Source organism: Allobacillus halotolerans, from assembly GCF_018967645.1.
Classification (GTDB): domain Bacteria; phylum Bacillota; class Bacilli; order Bacillales; family Alkalibacillaceae; genus Allobacillus; species Allobacillus halotolerans.
On sequence record NZ_JAHLZF010000011.1, the window covers coordinates 1 to 17,419 of the forward strand.

Annotated in this window: 20 protein-coding genes; all 20 read left to right on the forward strand. The window is 39.3% G+C overall.

Annotation, left to right across the window (positions count from 1 at the left end):
• Nucleotides 1-115 precede the first annotated feature (115 nt).
• The 20 genes from topA to KQ486_RS08430 all read left to right on the forward strand — a co-directional run bounded on the left by topA (nucleotide 116) and on the right by KQ486_RS08430 (nucleotide 17,391).
• A complete protein-coding gene (topA, locus tag KQ486_RS08335; protein WP_216687365.1) occupies nucleotides 116-2,188 on the forward strand; it encodes a type I DNA topoisomerase in 2,073 nt (690 codons plus the stop codon).
• 392 nt (nucleotides 2,189-2,580) lie between these two features.
• Nucleotides 2,581-3,480, forward strand: coding sequence for a tyrosine recombinase XerC (xerC, locus tag KQ486_RS08340; protein ID WP_216687366.1), 900 nt, complete (start codon nucleotides 2,581-2,583; stop codon nucleotides 3,478-3,480).
• A 22-nt stretch (nucleotides 3,481-3,502) separates the two neighbouring features.
• Nucleotides 3,503-4,060 carry an ATP-dependent protease subunit HslV gene (hslV, locus tag KQ486_RS08345; RefSeq protein ID WP_216687367.1) on the forward strand — a complete coding sequence of 186 codons (558 nt, stop codon included), beginning with the start codon at nucleotides 3,503-3,505 and terminating at the stop codon, nucleotides 4,058-4,060.
• Between the two features lie 3 nt (nucleotides 4,061-4,063).
• A complete protein-coding gene (gene hslU / locus KQ486_RS08350; RefSeq protein ID WP_216687368.1) occupies nucleotides 4,064-5,455 on the forward strand; it encodes an ATP-dependent protease ATPase subunit HslU in 1,392 nt (463 codons plus the stop codon).
• A gap of 21 nt (nucleotides 5,456-5,476) precedes the next feature.
• The gene (codY, locus tag KQ486_RS08355) at nucleotides 5,477-6,256 is read left to right on the forward strand and encodes a GTP-sensing pleiotropic transcriptional regulator CodY (RefSeq protein ID WP_216687369.1); all 780 of its coding nucleotides are present in this window, start codon (nucleotides 5,477-5,479) and stop codon (nucleotides 6,254-6,256) included.
• A gap of 397 nt (nucleotides 6,257-6,653) precedes the next feature.
• The gene (gene flgB / locus KQ486_RS08360) at nucleotides 6,654-7,043 is read left to right on the forward strand and encodes a flagellar basal body rod protein FlgB (protein WP_216687370.1); all 390 of its coding nucleotides are present in this window, start codon (nucleotides 6,654-6,656) and stop codon (nucleotides 7,041-7,043) included.
• A gap of 2 nt (nucleotides 7,044-7,045) precedes the next feature.
• Entirely contained in the window at nucleotides 7,046-7,504 is a 459-nt protein-coding gene (gene flgC, locus KQ486_RS08365) for a flagellar basal body rod protein FlgC (protein ID WP_216687371.1), read from the forward strand.
• Between the two features lie 71 nt (nucleotides 7,505-7,575).
• Entirely contained in the window at nucleotides 7,576-7,842 is a 267-nt protein-coding gene (fliE, locus tag KQ486_RS08370) for a flagellar hook-basal body complex protein FliE (RefSeq protein WP_246569259.1), read from the forward strand.
• 91 nt (nucleotides 7,843-7,933) lie between these two features.
• Nucleotides 7,934-9,511, forward strand: a complete 1,578-nt coding sequence (gene fliF / locus KQ486_RS08375; RefSeq protein WP_216687372.1) for a flagellar basal-body MS-ring/collar protein FliF — start codon at nucleotides 7,934-7,936, stop codon at nucleotides 9,509-9,511.
• A 12-nt stretch (nucleotides 9,512-9,523) separates the two neighbouring features.
• Nucleotides 9,524-10,537 (forward strand): flagellar motor switch protein FliG, encoded by a 1,014-nt coding sequence (gene fliG / locus KQ486_RS08380; RefSeq protein WP_144159405.1) that lies wholly within the window; start codon nucleotides 9,524-9,526, stop codon nucleotides 10,535-10,537.
• Nucleotides 10,530-11,294, forward strand: coding sequence for a flagellar assembly protein FliH (fliH, locus tag KQ486_RS08385; protein ID WP_216687373.1), 765 nt, complete (start codon nucleotides 10,530-10,532; stop codon nucleotides 11,292-11,294). The genes fliG and fliH overlap by 8 nt, the downstream gene beginning before the upstream one ends.
• Nucleotides 11,284-12,594 carry a flagellar protein export ATPase FliI gene (fliI, locus tag KQ486_RS08390; protein ID WP_144159399.1) on the forward strand — a complete coding sequence of 437 codons (1,311 nt, stop codon included), beginning with the start codon at nucleotides 11,284-11,286 and terminating at the stop codon, nucleotides 12,592-12,594. Before fliH ends, fliI begins: the two co-directional genes overlap by 11 nt.
• A 5-nt stretch (nucleotides 12,595-12,599) precedes the next feature.
• Nucleotides 12,600-13,040, forward strand: coding sequence for a flagellar export protein FliJ (gene fliJ, locus KQ486_RS08395; RefSeq protein WP_186278499.1), 441 nt, complete (start codon nucleotides 12,600-12,602; stop codon nucleotides 13,038-13,040).
• Between the two features lie 8 nt (nucleotides 13,041-13,048).
• Nucleotides 13,049-13,621 (forward strand): MotE family protein, encoded by a 573-nt coding sequence (locus KQ486_RS08400; RefSeq protein ID WP_144159392.1) that lies wholly within the window; start codon nucleotides 13,049-13,051, stop codon nucleotides 13,619-13,621.
• Between the two features lie 44 nt (nucleotides 13,622-13,665).
• Nucleotides 13,666-14,901 (forward strand): flagellar hook-length control protein FliK, encoded by a 1,236-nt coding sequence (locus KQ486_RS14620; protein WP_216687374.1) that lies wholly within the window; start codon nucleotides 13,666-13,668, stop codon nucleotides 14,899-14,901.
• A 3-nt stretch (nucleotides 14,902-14,904) separates the two neighbouring features.
• A complete protein-coding gene (gene flgD, locus KQ486_RS08410) occupies nucleotides 14,905-15,360 on the forward strand; it encodes a flagellar hook assembly protein FlgD (RefSeq protein ID WP_216687375.1) in 456 nt (151 codons plus the stop codon).
• A complete protein-coding gene (locus tag KQ486_RS08415; RefSeq protein WP_216687376.1) occupies nucleotides 15,350-15,727 on the forward strand; it encodes a TIGR02530 family flagellar biosynthesis protein in 378 nt (125 codons plus the stop codon). Before flgD ends, KQ486_RS08415 begins: the two co-directional genes overlap by 11 nt.
• 85 nt (nucleotides 15,728-15,812) lie before the next feature.
• Complete coding sequence (gene flgG, locus KQ486_RS08420; protein WP_216687377.1) at nucleotides 15,813-16,706, forward strand: flagellar basal body rod protein FlgG; 894 nt, start codon at nucleotides 15,813-15,815, stop codon at nucleotides 16,704-16,706.
• Nucleotides 16,707-16,748: 42 nt separating this feature from the next.
• A complete protein-coding gene (locus KQ486_RS08425) occupies nucleotides 16,749-16,967 on the forward strand; it encodes a flagellar FlbD family protein (protein ID WP_144159377.1) in 219 nt (72 codons plus the stop codon).
• Complete coding sequence (locus KQ486_RS08430; RefSeq protein ID WP_144159374.1) at nucleotides 16,960-17,391, forward strand: flagellar basal body-associated FliL family protein; 432 nt, start codon at nucleotides 16,960-16,962, stop codon at nucleotides 17,389-17,391. The genes KQ486_RS08425 and KQ486_RS08430 overlap by 8 nt, the downstream gene beginning before the upstream one ends.
• Nucleotides 17,392-17,419 lie beyond the last annotated feature (28 nt).

Here is a 17,419-nt window from a genome sequence, read left to right on the forward strand (position 1 = left end):
GTCGCCCTTATGCCCTTTGGGTAAAAGCGTTCACCGTAAGCGAATCACCATAACAACAACGAACTTTAACAGAGCGAAATCAAAAAATAGAAAACCTCGCAGGAGGACTGAATATATGTCGGATTACTTAGTAATCGTCGAATCACCGGCGAAAGCAAAAACCATTGAACGTTATTTAGGAAAAAAATATAAAGTAAAAGCATCTATGGGTCACGTCATTGATTTGCCAAAAAGTCAAACGGGTGTCGATGTCGATAATGATTTTGAACCACGATATATTACGATTCGAGGTAAAGGACCCATTCTGAATGATCTGAAGAAATCAGCCAAGAAGGCGAAGAAAGTTTATCTTGCTGCCGACCCCGATCGTGAAGGGGAAGCAATCGCATGGCATTTGGCCAATAGCTTAGGGATTGAAGAAGATGCAGCCTGTCGTGTGGTTTTTAACGAAATCACGAAAGATGCTGTCAAGGACTCATTTAAAGAGCCACGGGCCATTAACATGGATCTTGTCAATGCACAGCAGGCAAGACGCGTGCTCGACCGACTTGTCGGATACAATATTAGTCCATTGCTTTGGAAAAAGATCAAGAAGGGATTGAGCGCGGGACGTGTTCAGTCCGTTGCCGTCAAACTAATTATCGATCGAGAAAACGAGATCAATAATTTCACACCCGAAGAATATTGGTCAATTGAAACTGAATTTACCCATAACGGCGAAACATTTACAGCGAAATTTTATGGAGTAGATGGGAAAAAGAAAGAGCTAAAATCGAGAGAAGATGTCGATCAAATACTAAAGCAGTTGAATGGAAAAGATTTCACTGTCGATCAAGTGAACAAGCGGGAGCGTAGAAGAAACCCGTCCTCACCATTCACCACATCATCATTGCAGCAAGAAGCATTCCGAAAACTGAATTTCCGAGCAAAGAAAACGATGATGATCGCTCAACAATTGTACGAAGGAATCGATCTAGGTGGCCGAGAAGGAACGACTGGACTAATCACCTATATGCGTACAGATTCGACACGGATTTCGGATACGGCAAAACAAGAAGCAGCGACTTTAATTCAAAATAAATATGGAGAAAATTATCTCGGCAAATCTCGTGCAAAGAAATCCCAACAAAAAACACAAGATGCACACGAAGCGATCCGGCCGACAGTTGTCTCCAAAGAACCTTTATCTATCAAAGCCAAATTATCAAATGACCAATACAAACTATATAAGCTGATATGGGAGCGTTTTGTAGCTAGTCAAATGGCTCCAGCAGTTTTAGATACTGTAACGGCACATTTGTTGAATAACAAAGTTGAGTTTCGTGCTTCCGGCTCTCAAGTGAAGTTTAAAGGCTTTATGAAAGTATATGTCGAAGGTACGGACGATCAGAAAAAAGACGAGCAAAAGTTGCTTCCCGAATTAGAAGAAGGAACCAAGTCAACAGCGAGTCAAATCGAACCTGAACAACACTTTACACAGCCGCCTCCAAGATACACTGAAGCAAGACTCGTGAAGACTATGGAGGAAAAAGGCATTGGACGACCATCAACTTATGCACCTACCTTAGATACAATTCAGCGCCGTGGTTATGTTAAATTGGAAAATAAACGATTTATACCAACAGAGCTTGGTGGAATCATTAATGATTTATTGCAAGAGTATTTTCCAGAAATCGTTGACATCGAATTTACAGTGAACATGGAAAATGATTTGGATGATATCGAAGACGGTGACAAAAAATGGCGCCGTGTAATTGGGCAATTTTATGAAGGATTTGAGAAACGCTTAGAGAAAGCTGAAGAAGAAATCGAAAAGGTTGAAATCAAAGATGAGCCCGCAGGAATCACGTGCGAAAAATGCGGTCACGAAATGGTTTATAAGATGGGCCGCTATGGAAAATTCTTAGCTTGCTCAAATTTTCCGGAATGTCGTAATACAAAGCCGATTCTTAAAGAAATCGGAGTGACATGTCCAAAGTGTAAAAAAGGTCAAGTCGTGGAACGAAAAAGTAAGAAAAGAAGAACTTTTTATGGCTGTGATCAATTCCCAGATTGCGACTTTGTATCATGGGATAAACCAATTGATCGCCCATGCCCAAGGTGTGAATCACTATTGGTTGAAAAGAAACAGAAAAAAGGTACGCAGGTAACTTGTACAAATTGTGATTACAAAGAAAGTGTACAATGAATACCTCAAACTGTTCCTTCTCTGGGAGACCAGTGTAGGAACAGTTTGTTTTTTGGTTAAAAATACCTATTTTAAAAAATAAGTCGGTTTTGTGATTAAATTTTATCTAAATTGTGAAAAGTGTATAGTGAGGATTTAATTAAATTGACACACAATTCACATTCCTATAGAATTGCTCAGTGGTAAGAAGTTTCCGTGAAAAGTTCATTTAAAAAGCTTTTAATAATTAAAGCAATGGTTAACACAGTTTAAACATCAGAGTCCCAAAAAAATTTTCTGGTGCGTATTAAGAGTTAAATCCAACAAAAATGTGAAGATCATATACTAATTGTTGAATAATTTTAAAAATTTTGATAAAATTTAAACGATTTAATAAGAAAGTGTGACGAACCATGATATTCGGACGCTGGGTTCAAGCATTTGAGGATTATATGCTTGTCGAAAAAAATACATCTCCACTGACGATTCAGTATTATTTAACGGACATTAAACAGTTTGAACAATTTTTAATGGCAGAGTCCATCGATGCAATCAATCGAATTACTCATGTAGAGATCCGTTTATATTTAACGAGGTTATATCGAGAAAAGCTAGCGAAGAAATCTGTCTCGAGAAAATTATCTGGCTTACGGTCATTCTTTAACTACTTGGAAAAGGAAGACGTAATTGAGAAAAATCCTTTTCTGTATGTTTCTATGCCAAAATTGGATAAAAAAATCCCGCAGTTTTTTTATGATGAGGAAATGCAACAATTGTTTGCAGCTGAAGATGGAATGACACCGATCAGTCAAAGAAATCGAGCGATTTTAGAGTTGCTTTATGCAACTGGCATCCGTGTAACAGAACTCGTGGGTATAAAAATTGAAGATGTTGATTTTACAGCCGGTTTGCTTCTCGTTTTCGGAAAAGGTCGGAAACAACGATACGTACCTTTTGGTTCTTTTGCTGAGATGGAATTAAAAAAATATATAAATGACTCTCGACCAAAACTTCAGAACAAATCAGAGGGTAAGAATAACACGCTGTTTTTGAACCATCATGGTAAGCCGATTACCGATCGCGGAATTCGTTATATCTTGAATCGCATGCTTGAAAAAGCTGCGCTGACATCAAAAATTCACCCACATAAGTTAAGGCATTCATTTGCAACTCACTTATTGAACCAAGGTGCTGATATGAGATCTGTACAAGAATTATTGGGTCATGAGAGTTTATCGTCCACCCAAGTTTACACACATGTGACAAAGGATTATCTAAAGAAAATATACGATAATGCGCATCCAAGAGCTTAATTGAAAAATAGGAGTGATCAATATGTCACAATCGTTTCACGCAACTACGATTTTTGCCGTTCGACACAATGGAAAAGCAGCGATGAGCGGTGATGGTCAGGTGACACTGGGAAATGCAGTAGTGATGAAGCATACTGCCCGTAAAGTTAGAAAATTACATAACGGAAAAGTATTAGCTGGATTTGCCGGTTCGGTTGCTGATGCATTTACATTGTTTGAGAAATTTGAAGCATATCTTGAAAAATATGAAGGAAATCTTCAACGTTCAGCTGTCGAACTCGCCAAGGAGTGGCGGAGCGATAAAGTTTTACGAAAGCTTGAAGCGATGCTCATTGTTATGGACCTTGATAATATGTTGCTCGTATCAGGTACTGGAGAAGTGATTGAACCCGATGACAATATCCTGGCGATTGGATCTGGAGGAAACTTTGCATTAAGTGCCGGTCGAGCTCTAAAACGGTATGGAAGTATCGATCATGCAGAAGACATTGCAAAGTCTGCATTAGAGATTGCTAGTGAAATTTGTGTTTTTACAAACGATCAAATCATAATAGAGACACTTGGTGGAAAAGGAGAATGATGAATGAGTAGGACGGCGACCCCTAAGGAAATTGTCAATCAGCTAAATAAATATATCATTGGCCAAGAAGATGCGAAGAAAGCTTTAGCTGTTGCTCTTCGTAATCGATATCGCCGAATGCGACTTCCGAATGAATTAAAGGAAGAGATCGTTCCAAAAAACATCTTAATGATTGGTCCCACAGGCGTGGGTAAGACAGAGTTGGCAAGACGACTTGCAAAGCTTGTTCATGCACCATTCGTTAAAGTGGAGGCTACCAAGTTTACCGAGGTTGGCTATGTAGGACGAGATGTAGAATCAATGGTTCGTGATTTAGTTGATATGAGTGTTCGGATGATCAAAGAACAGAAAATGATTGAGGTTCAAGAAGAAGCAAGAAAGCAAGCGAATCGTCGTCTTGTGAAACTACTTGTTCCGGAGAAGAAAAAGAAGTCAAGTGCATCCAATCCTTTCGAGATGTTGTTTAATCAACAGCAAAACCAGGAACCACAAGAACAAGACGAAGACAATAGTGAAATTGCAGATAAACGGAGACGGATCCAACATCAATTGGAACTCGGTGAGTTAGAGGACAAGATGGTCACTATTCAAGTTGAAGAGCAAGCACCTTCCATGTTTGATGCCCTACAAGGTTCAGGAATGGAGCAAATGGGTATGAACATGCAAGATGCATTCAGCCAGATGCTTCCAAAGAAAAAGAAAAAACGCAGATTGCCTGTGAATGAAGCAAGGGAAATTCTGGTCCACGAAGAGGCACAAAAATTAATCGATATGGATGAAGTTCACCAAAAGGCCATTGAACATGCAGAACAATCAGGAATCATTTTCATCGATGAGATTGATAAAGTTTGCGGTAAGGATGACCAGCAAGCAGGTGTTTCCAGAGAAGGCGTACAACGAGATATCCTGCCGATTGTTGAAGGAGGCACAATTGTCACTAAATATGGGACGGTGAAAACGGATTACATGTTATTCATCGCAGCCGGAGCCTTTCATATGGCGAAACCATCTGATTTAATACCCGAACTACAGGGAAGATTTCCAATAAGAGTCGAATTGAACAAGTTGGTTATCCAAGATTTCATCAATATCTTGAAAGAACCTTCCAATGCGTTGATCAAACAGTATACAGCCTTATTGGAAACTGAAAATATCAAACTGGAATTTACAGATGAAGCAATCGAACGAATCGCTGAAATTGCATATGAAGTCAACCAGGAAACAGACAATATTGGAGCAAGAAGGCTTCATACGATCATGGAAAAGCTACTGGAAGATTTATCTTACGAAGCACCAGATATCACGATGGAAAAAATCGAAATTACCAAGCATTATGTTGATGAAAAATTAACATCCATTGTTAAAAACAAAGACTTATCACAATTCATTTTATAAAAAATTTAGGAGGATTTACTAATGAAAACATTATTAGAAAGAACACGCGTAATTAACGCAATGCTACAAAAAACACAAGGAAACGCGGTGAATTTCAATGAAATGGCAGGTACTTTGAAAGATGTCATTGATTCAAACGTCTACGTAGTAAGCCGTAAAGGAAAGTTATTAGGATATGCGATCAAAGAAGAAATTGAGAATAATCGAATGAAACAAATGCTTGAAGAGAGACAATTTCCGGAAGAGTACACGAGCAATTTATTCAATATCCAAGAAACAACATCGAATATTGATATCAACAGTGAATATACTGCGTTCCCTGTTGAAAACAAAGACTTATTCAGCAAAGGGTTGACAACGATTGTACCGATCCTTGGTGGAGCAGAACGTTTAGGTACGTTAATTTTGGCTCGTGTTGAAGAATCATTTGAAGATGATGATCTGTTACTTGGTGAATATGGCGCGACTGTTGTCGGAATGGAAATTCTGCATCAGAAATCAGAAGAAATTGAGGAAGAGGCTCGTAGTAAAGCTGTTGTTCAAATGGCCATCAATTCCCTATCATATAGTGAATTAGAGGCAATCGAGCATATCTTTAAAGAACTTGACGGCAAAGAAGGTTTATTGGTCGCAAGTAAAATTGCAGACCGCGTAGGTATTACTCGTTCAGTCATTGTTAATGCGTTACGTAAATTGGAAAGTGCTGGTGTCATCGAATCCCGTTCCCTAGGAATGAAAGGAACATATATCAAAGTATTAAACGATAAGTTTTTGAATGAGCTAGAAAAGAAAACCATGTAATACAATCATTACGAAAAAAAATCTCTTGAGTCATCTATCTTGGCTCAAGGGATTTTTTTGGTGTGATGTCATCATGATCATTGTGTTATTGAATGTCTTAATGTTTAATCGAATCGTCACAATATCAAGCGTCGAAATTCGGTATAATCATTGGTAAGGAATCAAAATTTCTACCAAGAAATATCATATATCGACAATTTAATGCTCATGTTTTGTCGATAAGTTCCAGAATTTCTTTCGATTTATAGAACTTTAGATTTATTTTTATCGAAAACTTAGGAAAGTTTTGGACACGATATGTCTTTAAGCTTCGAATTGTGTAATAATGAAGTAATTGAGGTATTGTTTTGTCGAAAATTTTGGCTTCTGAAATATTTCGTCGACAGGGGAGAATCTGATGAAGTTATTTAACAATACGTTTAATCACTTGGCGCAAGGACTTGATTATGCATCGACTAAAAATAAAGTCATTGCCAATAATATTGCAAATGTTGATACACCCAATTATAAAGCAAAAAAAGTATCTTTCCAATCACAACTCGAACAAGAACAAACGAAATTGGAAACGTTAAGGACACATCCTAAACATATTCCTTTCGATCAGCAATCTTCAACGATTCAAATCACACAAGATCGGAACCTTACTTTTAACCATAATGGCAATAGTGTGGACTTAGATAAGGAAATGGCTGAGTTATCAAAGAACCAGCTATACTATGAAGCATTGACTGAGCGAATAAATGGGAAATTTAATTCAATCCGTACAGTTTTAGGTGGAGGGCGTTAATCATGGGAATGTTTGATGGAATAAATATTAGCGGGAGCGCATTAACTGCCAATCGATTCAAAATGGATGTACACGCAGATAATATCGCAAACCAACAGACGACAAGAGCACGATTAAATGAAGCGGGAGAATGGGAGCCATACCGAAGAAAAATCGTTACCCAAGGAGCAAAGGGTGAGCAATTTAATCAACTTTTACATAAAGCAATTGGAAAACAAGATATCAGCACAGGGAAAGGTGTTTCCATCCACTCTGTCAAGGAAGATCCTGCACCATTCGAACCAGTTTATAATCCAAATCATCCGGACGCCAATGAAGAGGGTTATGTCATGATGCCAAATGTAGACCCATTAAAAGAAATGATGGGTATGATGACGGCAAGCCGTGCGTACGAAGCTAATGTCACGGCATTGAATGCTTCAAAAGGTATCTTGATGAAATCATTAGAAATCGGTAAGTAAGGAGGACTCAAGTGATGGATCCAATCCAACTGTCTGCATTGCAGCAATCGAATAGTCCAATGAAGCTAGCTATGTCTCAAGGAGAAAAAGTCAGTAATGTTTCTACAGCCGAAGCAAAAGACCAATTCGCAACACAATTGAAAAATGCTATTAATCATGTGAATGGTTTACAAACAGAATCGGATTTAAAGACGAATCAATTAATTCGTGGAGAAGATGTGGACTTACATAATGTGATGATCACGGCTCAAAAAGCAGGAGTTACCCTGCAAGCGGCTACAGAGATTCAAAATAAAGTGATTGAAGCATACAGAGAAGTTATGCGTATGCAAATTTAACATTACAGTTCAGCAAAAATGATAGCAACGTCTAAGTAAAATTAGTCCAAAACAGATAGATAGAGAGATTTATGGAAGTTGGGGGACAAAAATGAATCAATCCATTCAACGCTTTCGGCAGCAGTTGACCGAGAGATGGAAGAGTAGTTCAAAATCACAAAAGACCTGGGTGATTGGCGGGTTTTCTGTATTTATACTTCTAATAATCATACTTACATACTTTATGACATCGACAAAAATGACACCATTATACAGCAATTTGTCCCATCAAGAAGTCGGACAATTGAAAGCAGAGTTGGATGAACGAGGTATTACATATGAACTGACAGATGGCGGGACATCCATTCTTGTTCCTGAAGAACAATCCGACTCGTTGTTAGTGGACTTTGCTTCGCAAGGCATCCCAAATAGCGGAAACATTGACTACTCATTTTTTTCTGAGAATGTTTCCTGGGGAATGACCGATGAAGAAAGACAAATCATTGAAGTCGACGCTTTGCAAACTGAGTTATCAGGCTTAATTGAAAAAATTGATGGGATTAATCAGGCAAAGGTACTGATCAATCGAGCAAGTGAAACGATATTCGTCGGAGAAGAAATGCAGGATTCGTCTGCATCCATCGTTTTGGAAACCGACTTTGGTTATAACTTTTCAGAAAATCAAGTCAGAGGGCTTTATCATTTGGTTTCCAAAGCTGTTCCGAATCTCCCTACTGATAATATCGTCATCATGGATCAAAACTTTAACTATTTGGATATAAATAATTCAACAAATGGTTATGGCAATACATATGTGCAGAATCAAGAGGTTAAAGAGCAAGTAGAAAAAGATATCCAACGACGGGTTCAACGAATGCTCGGAACGATGGTTGGACAAGACAAAGTTGTGGTTTCTGTCACAACAGATATTGATTTTACCCAAGAAAATCGAATCGAAGAGATAGTGGAGCCGGTTGATCTTGATAATATGGAAGGATTACCGGTAAGTGTCGACCGGATCACGGAAACGTATACAGGAAATGACGGTGCGCCTTTAGTTGAGGGTGATACAGATATTCCTGAACTTCAAGGTGTTGAAGAAGGCGAAGGACAGTCAGATTATGAGATGGTTCGGGAAACGATTAACAATGAGTTTAATCGCATCCAAAAAGAGATTGTTGAAAGCCCTTATGAAGTGCGTGATATAGGTATACAAGTAGCTGTTGACAACTCGACGACTGAAAATGGTGAAACCGTTACGTTAACAGCAGCGGAACAGACAGCCGTTGAGGAAGACATTCAATCCATTCTTTCATCGATTGTCAATACATCCATTTCTGCAGATGTAGAGATCGAAGAGCCATTAAATAATGTTTCCGTCGTATTTCAGGAGTTTTCAAGACAGGGAAGCTTTGAATCTCCACAGGCTGGCATCCCAACGTGGCTATATATCGTTGGTGGCATTTTAATTATTGCTATTATTATATTGTTATTTTTATTATTCCGAAATAAAACCGAAGAGGAAACGGTGGAAGAAGTTTATCAAGAAGAAATTCCAGATCTTGAAGATTTTAGAATTGAAGAGAAACAAACGGAATCAACAGCCAAAAGAAAACAGCTTGAACAACTTGCGAAGGAGCAACCTGAGGAATTCGCTAAATTATTAAGAAGCTGGATTTCAGAGGATTAGGGGGAGTCTGTTTTGGTAACGCAGAAAAAAGAATTGACCGGTAAGCAAAAAGCTGCTGCATTGCTGATCTCCATGGGTCCAGATATCTCAGCACAAGTATATAAACACTTAACAGAAGAAGAAATTGAACAGCTAACATTAGAAATTTCTTCCGTCAAAAAAGTCGACCCAACACAGAAAGAGGAGATTTTAGACCAATTTCACCAAATAGCCCTCGCACAAAACTATATTTCCCAAGGTGGAATTGGCTATGCGAAAACTGTACTTGAGAAGGCGTTGGGCGAAAATGAAGCATCTAAAATCTTATCGCGTTTAACGACAAATCTACAAGTCCGACCATTTGATTTTGCTAGACGAGCGGATCCTACCCAAATTTATAATTTTATTCAACATGAACATCCACAGACGATCGCTCTCGTCTTGTCTTATTTGGAATCTGAGCAAGCTTCTCAGATTTTATCGGAGTTGCCAGAGGATAAGCAAGCGGATATCGCTCGTAGAATAGCGATTATGGATTCAGCATCGCCTGAAATCATTGAAGAGGTAGAACAACTACTTGAAAAGAATCTTTCGTCTACTGTTACACAGGATTACACTGAAACTGGTGGCGTTGAATCAATTGTTCAAATATTGAATGGTGTCGATCGATCGACAGAGAGAACGATTCTAGATGAATTAGAAGTACGTGACCCTGAATTGGCGGAAGAAATCAAAACACGGATGTTTGTGTTTGAAGACATTGTTACCTTGGATCATCGAGCGATTCAGCGTGTGATCCGAGATGTAGAAAATCAAGACCTCATCATGGCTTTGAAAGTAGCTAGTGAAGAGGTGAAAGACTTAGTGTTTGAAAATATGTCTCAACGCATGGCAGAAACCATCCGAGATGAGATTGAGTATATGGGTCCTGTTCGGTTGAAGGATGTTGAGGAAGCACAAATGAGAATTGTTGGAACCATTCGTCGATTAGAAGATATGGGCGAAATTGTTATTGCTCGAGGCGGGGGAGATGACATCATTGTCTAATGTTTTCCGTTATCCGTCAGATAAACAACTAACCGAAAGACCGATTCAAGTCGGCGCATTCCGCGACACATCTGCTGAAACAAGTACAGAATTAACTTATGAAGAACAAAGAAAACAAAAACAAAATACTGCAGAAACGATAGTTGAACAGGCTAAAGAGCAAGCAGAACAATTTGTGGTTCAAGCGAAACAGGAAGCTGAACGATTACACGAAGAAGCAAAAGTCTCCATACAACAAGCACATCAAGAAGCAAAAGAAACGGGTTACAAAGAGGGGAAACAAGAAGGTCTTGTACAAGCAAAGGAAGAATACCAATCACTCATTGAGCAGGCGAACGATGTCGTTCACCAAGCGAAAGCCGCTTATCTAAAAAAACTATCTGATGCAGAAGAAGACTTATTGACGTTAGCTGTAGAAATTGCCGAAAAAATTATTCACCAAACGATAGAGTCAGAGAATGACCGCTTTATTCAGCTTGTGAAACAGATTGTCCATGAAGTTTCAGAGCAACCTGAAGTACATGTATATGTTCATCCAGAAATGTATGCATTTGTCGTGAATCAACGGGAAGAACTCGAAGGGATTTTGTCGGGTAAGGGACAACTTAGTATTTTCTCCAATGAAGAACTATCTACCTATGCATGCTTGATCGAGTCTCCTTTTGGAAAAATCGATGCTAGTGTTGATAAGCAACTAAGCAAGGTTAAAGAAGAGCTGCTACAGCTAGTAAAGGAGAATCAGCAGCGTGGAAGTTAAGCGATTGGTTGAAGCATTACATAAAACTGACTCGATTGTACGTTATGGAAAGGTTTATCGGAATGTTGGTTTGTTAATCGAATCCAAAGGGCCTGCTGTTAATATTGGAGAGGTTTGTTATATTCATTCTGCAACAAGTGAAAAGGAACCGATCCTCGCAGAGGTGGTTGGCTTTCAACATGAACATGTGTTGTTGATGCCGTATGAACAAACAAACCAAATCGGCCCTGGTAGTTTAGTAGAATCACTCAATCGATCATTGACTGTGAAAGCTGGCGAAGGATTGATTGGCCAAGTGCTGGATGGTCTAGGTAATCCATTAGATGGGTCCAAGCTACCAAGTGACTTCATCCCTTATGAAGCAGAAAAACAACCGCTTAATCCATTAGCCAGACCGCCGATAGACCAAGTGTTATCAACAGGAATCAAAGCAATCGACACTTGTATGACGGTCGGCAGAGGCCAGCGTTTAGGAATTTTTGCAGGAAGTGGAGTCGGTAAAAGCACGTTGCTCGGAATGCTAGCCCGAAATAGTGATGCTGATGTTAACGTTTTCGCGCTTCTTGGCGAGCGTGGTAGAGAAGTAAGAGAATTCATTGAACAAGAACTGGGTACAGCAGGATTAGCCAAATCGATCGTAGTTGTTGCAACCTCTGATCAACCAGCTTTACAGCGGATCCGTGGAGCATATACAGCAACAGCGATCAGCGAATATTTCCGGGATCAAGGATATCAAGTCAATTTAATGATGGATTCCTTAACTAGAATAGCGATGGCTCAACGGGAAGTCGGATTGGCCAGTGGTGAACCGCCGACTACAAAAGGTTATCCGCCGAGTGTATTTGCCATGTTACCGAAGTTATTGGAGAGAACCGGGACAGGTGAAGTAGGAAGCATTACAGCTTTTTACACAGTGCTAGTGGATGGTGATGATATGGATGAGCCAATAGCTGATGCCGTTCGGGGTCTGTTGGATGGACACTTGGTTCTAGATCGTCGCCTCGCTGAACAAGGCCAATATCCAGCGATTAACGTTCTTAAGTCCGTCAGCCGTCTCATTCAGAAAATTGCGGATCAAGAGCATCTTGAATTGGCTAAAAAGCTACGCTCTCTGCTAGCTACCTATGAAGAAAATAAAGAGTTGATACAAATTGGTGCATATAAAAAGGGGTCTTCTGCAAAAGTGGATGAAGCGATTTATTACTATCCGGAAATCATGTCTTTCCTTGCACAAAACACAAAAGAGGACAGTAATCTTACACAATCACTAAGCGAACTTAGCCGGATCTTGAAAGGTTGATGCTAATGAACACAATCCATTCAATTGAGAGAATATATAACATTCGTGAAAAAGAAATGAACGAAGCCCAAGCGCAATATCAACGTGCAATCGATTATTTTGAAGAGCAAGCGACAGAGCTCTTTCAATTGTTAAAAAAGAAAGAGACACTTCAAGAACGGTTCGACAATCGTCTTAAAGGACGAGTAACGATTACATACATACACGCAGCACATGATTCGATTCAACGGATTGAAAAAGAGGAAAAAGCGCTCCAGACAAAGGTGCATCAAGCACGCGTGAACATGAAGCAAAAGGAAAACCAGTTGAAAGTAGCACATCTCGAAATGAAAAAGATGGAAAAGTTAATTCAACTAAAAAAAGAAGAATTAAAAGAGTTTGCAAAGAAAAAAGAAGCCGAATTCATGGATGAAATTTCTATGCAACAATACTTTCGTACGAGATAGGTGATGTTATGGCAAGGAATAACAACGAAGAAAAAAAGGCAGGTAAGCTACAGTGGGTTCTATTTGTGATCGTCATTCCAATTGTATTCGCCATCACTATGTTATTCGTCGTATTGTCGGTTATGGGAATCAATCCAATGGATCAACTTAAAGAAGCTCCGGTTGTTTCATCATTCGTGGATTCAAAAGATGAAGAAATTCTGCAATCACAATTAGATGAAATAAAAAAAGAAAACGAAAACAAAAACACACAAATTGAGAACTTACAGAGCGAAATTGGCCAAAAAGAAACTAAAATTGAAGAGCTTAAAAATGAAATTGCTGATTTGAATGTTGAGTTGGAACGAAAAGAGCAAACATTATTAACTGAAGAAGAAACGATTAAGAAAATGTCCAATTCATTTTCAGGAATTGAGCCCAAAATAGCCGCTGAAATTGTTGTGGAGATGGAAGACAAGGTTGCATTGAAGCTCCTTGAGCAAATGAGTGATGAGGAGCGTGGCAAGGTGTTGGGAGCGATGAAGCCAGAGCAGGCAGCTACTTATACAGACTCTCTCATAGAACGTACAAACGCTGAATAATTACGATAGATTCTCGAGTCTATACGCTGAAAGGGGGTGAAAAAGTGAATAACGCAATGATGCTACAAGTCATGCCACAGGTTACTCAGTTGATGAACAAAACTTCTGGAAAATCACTTTCACTCAGTCAAGATGGCGATTTTGCTAAGGTACTTCAAGGGTTAGCTGAAAAAGTAACAGTGGAAAAAGTCGGAATGGAGCTTGCCGAAGAAGGGTCAATGGAAGAACTAGAAGCAATGTTACAACAACTCTTAGGGTTAATTTCATCTGATGAAGAACTTGAGTCTCAATTAAACGATTGGCTACAGACATTTACAGACTCTATGAATATTCCCACAGAGGAACTTGATAGCTTACTAGAAGATGCATCCATTCCAGCAATCGATCAAGTCGGCTTGGTATTAACGGAGCTATATCGTTCGTTCGTGTCCACTGATCAAGCTTCTACTGAGACCTTTAAGGGGTTGGAAGCATTGTTCACGCAACCATCCAACGGGTTGGATGGTCTGAAAAACCTTATGGAAAAAGTTCTTTATCAATTAATCCAACAAAAAAGTCAACAACTGCAAATAACTGAACCGAGTATGAAGCAAACACAGACAGCGTCGACGATTTGGCAGCAGCTCATTTCAAGTGAACAATTAAGCCAAAGTCAGTCCGAAACAGGGTTTGCCAAAGAATTGCTCAGATTGTCGGGTAATGCCCAAACAGATAAGCCAGTCATGAATTGGGCACATGTCCTTACAGAAAAACTTTCGAAGCCAACAACTAAAATGCCCTTGGAACCTGCTGGACAACTGAGTAATTTATTGAGAAATGTGACAGCCACTAATGCTCAAATAGTGAAGCAAAGTCTGTCGCTTCAAGGAAACTCACAACAGATGATGAACCAAATGGAGCAAATGATTCTATCAACGCGATTCGCAAAACCAGGTGGTACTACGCAACTTACATTGCAACTGAAGCCAATGGAGTTAGGTGAAATGATTCTCAGGTTTGTTAAGCAGGATGGTGAAATGACCGTTAAAATAACCGTCATGAGCCAGGTGGCGAAAGAAATGGTCGATAAAAATTTACATCAATTAAGACACTTGTTCTCACCTCACCAAGTTGTTGTCGAACGCCAAATGGAAGCAACGAATGAAACGAACTTAGCCGACTTCAAGGAAAAACAAGATCAGGAAGAGCAATCATCAAAGCAGCAAGAAAAGACAAGGCAACTGGATGATGAAGATGGTGATGTGAATTTCCAAGATTATTTATTTGCGGAGGAGGTGTAGAGATTGAAAATTGACGAAAGTCTTTATCTGACAAAACAACCGACGAATCAAACAAAACAATCCGATTTAGGAAAAGATGAATTTTTGAAATTACTGATGGCGCAATTGAAACACCAAGATCCACTGGACCCAATGGACGACAAGCAATTCATCTCGCAAATGGCTACGTTCTCACAATTGGAACAAAGCATCAACATGTCCGAAACAATGAAAGTATTGACAAATCAACAAAGCCAATCAAATTTCTTGGCCTATTCCAACCTAATCAACAAGGAGATTACATACGCGGTGTATGATTCTACAGGTGAATATGCAGGAAAAGAAACCGGACGAGTACAATCGGTGTCATTTACTGGGAATGACGTGATGCTAAAGCTATCCAATGAAGATAAAATTGCAGCGAGTCAAGTAATGGAAATTACCCAACCGACCCATGAGGTGATTGATGATGGCGAATAGTAGAATTAATACCATTCATTATCCGACAATTCCACCACAGTCGAAACAAGTAAACCAAAAGAAAGCAGTTCAGCAATCTTTTCAAACCATCCTAGAAAACCAAAAGGCTGAACTAAAAGTTAGTAAACATGCGCAAAAACGATTGGATGAACGGAATATCCAGATTAGTCCATCACAATGGAATGAGATCCATGAAAAAATGCTTGAGGCAAAACAAAAAGGCGTTACTGATTCTGTCATCGTAACGAAAGATGCTGTGTTGGTTGCCAGTACAAAAAACCACACAATTATAACGGCATTGGATAAAAATAATCAATCCGATCAATTAATCACAAACATAAATGGAACGATTATTTTGCCGGATTAACGGCTGGACCGAAAGGAAGCCGAGAATTGCTGACTGATTGAAGCAATTTCACTATTAAACTTAAAAACGGAAGGAAGAGATGTAAATGTTACGTTCGATGTATACAGGTATCTCAGGAATGAAAGGTTTTCAAACAAAATTAGATGTAGTTTCCAATAACATCGCAAATGTGAATACGTTTGGATTTAAAAAAGGAAGATATACATTTTCCGATTTAATGAGCCAAACGATGCAAGGTGCTACAGGACCTATTCAAAACGCAGCAGGAGACCCAACATTAGGGGGACGTAACCCAATGCAAGTTGGATTAGGAACAACAACAGGAAGTATTGATAATATCCATACACAAGGTAACCGCCAGACGACGAATCGCCCACTAGATTTGGCAATTGAAGGTGATGGCATGTTTGCAACTGCCGAATCAGTCGAAGGTGATGATGCTCTAGCAACGGATACTGACGATATGAGCTTCACACGTGCAGGTAATTTTTACTTCGATGACAACGGACATATTGTAACGAGTGGCGGTAGATATTTGGTAGGTCGTACGCCAAACGCAGATAATGACGGCGTAACAAATCAAATCGGCCGAATTCAATTACCGGATAATGCTCAAAGCTTCAGTATCGGTGGGGATGGAACGGTCAATTACGTGGACGGAAGTGGACAACCAGCTGTCGCAGGTCAAATTTTACTTGCAAATTTCTCCAACCCAGAAGGTTTAGATAAAGTTGGCAGTAATTCCTATAAAATTTCCAACAATGCGGGTGAATTAGATGGCGGAATCGCCGATTATCTTTTCGTGCCAGGAGAAGGCGGGGCTGGCAACTTATTTGCCGGTGCGCTTGAAATGTCCAATGTCGACCTTTCAGAAGAATTCACGGAGATGATTACAGCTCAACGTGGATTTCAAGCGAATACACGTGTCATTACAACAAGTGATGAGATTCTACAAGAACTCGTTAACTTGAAACGATAAGGGAGGGAATGGGGCTGGATTGTTTCAGCCCCGTACCTAAATATGATCGAGTTAACTAGGCTAAACGGTGATGAATTCGTTTTGAATGCATTATATATTGAAAAAATTGAAGCATTACCTGACACAACCATCAGCTTAATTAATGGAAAAAAGCATTTTGTAAAAGAATCGGTTCACGAAGTCATTCAATTGATCACTGACTATTATCAGCAAATCGGTACAATTGATTTACATAAGAAGGTGGTGGAGAAAGATGAGTAAACCGATCAAGGTCATGATTACTATACTCATTTCATTGACAATCATTGGTATAGCAACAATTGTTATCCTCGTATATGGTGATCAAGGTTCTGTTTCATCGGAAGAACGTACCATAGATGACATGGTTGAAAATTCCTTTATGACCGGAGAAATACGGACAGACTTAGCAGACAACAACTTTTTGTTAATCCAATTCAGAATCGTGACTGATCACGAGGACGCGGCAGAATTCTTACAAAAGGGCGAGCATTTTCAATTGAACAATGTCATCTTAAAAGAACTAACCGTCCTGAAGGAAGAGAATTTTAGAAGTGGACTAAGTGAAGTCGAACAGCAATTAAAGAATCATCTTAATCAAATAGATGGGTTGCAGAAACACGGGAAAGTAACCGATATCTTTACTATCGATAAAGTTCTTCAATAATAGAAAGACCCATTAATGGGGGTGAGAA

Coding starts and splice junctions, on each gene's coding strand:
- topA (WP_216687365.1), top strand. CDS start 116: ATGTCGGATTACTTAGTAATCGTCGAATCACCGGCGAAAGCAAAAACC.
- hslV (WP_216687367.1), top strand. CDS start 3,503: ATGTCACAATCGTTTCACGCAACTACGATTTTTGCCGTTCGACACAAT.
- codY (WP_216687369.1), top strand. CDS start 5,477: ATGAAAACATTATTAGAAAGAACACGCGTAATTAACGCAATGCTACAA.
- fliF (WP_216687372.1), top strand. CDS start 7,934: ATGAATCAATCCATTCAACGCTTTCGGCAGCAGTTGACCGAGAGATGG.
- KQ486_RS08425 (WP_144159377.1), top strand. CDS start 16,749: ATGATCGAGTTAACTAGGCTAAACGGTGATGAATTCGTTTTGAATGCA.
- KQ486_RS08415 (WP_216687376.1), top strand. CDS start 15,350: ATGGCGAATAGTAGAATTAATACCATTCATTATCCGACAATTCCACCA.
- KQ486_RS08430 (WP_144159374.1), top strand. CDS start 16,960: ATGAGTAAACCGATCAAGGTCATGATTACTATACTCATTTCATTGACA.
- fliE (WP_246569259.1), top strand. CDS start 7,576: ATGTCTCAAGGAGAAAAAGTCAGTAATGTTTCTACAGCCGAAGCAAAA.
- xerC (WP_216687366.1), top strand. CDS start 2,581: ATGATATTCGGACGCTGGGTTCAAGCATTTGAGGATTATATGCTTGTC.
- flgB (WP_216687370.1), top strand. CDS start 6,654: ATGAAGTTATTTAACAATACGTTTAATCACTTGGCGCAAGGACTTGAT.
- flgG (WP_216687377.1), top strand. CDS start 15,813: ATGTTACGTTCGATGTATACAGGTATCTCAGGAATGAAAGGTTTTCAA.
- KQ486_RS08400 (WP_144159392.1), top strand. CDS start 13,049: ATGGCAAGGAATAACAACGAAGAAAAAAAGGCAGGTAAGCTACAGTGG.
- hslU (WP_216687368.1), top strand. CDS start 4,064: ATGAGTAGGACGGCGACCCCTAAGGAAATTGTCAATCAGCTAAATAAA.
- flgC (WP_216687371.1), top strand. CDS start 7,046: ATGGGAATGTTTGATGGAATAAATATTAGCGGGAGCGCATTAACTGCC.
- fliJ (WP_186278499.1), top strand. CDS start 12,600: ATGAACACAATCCATTCAATTGAGAGAATATATAACATTCGTGAAAAA.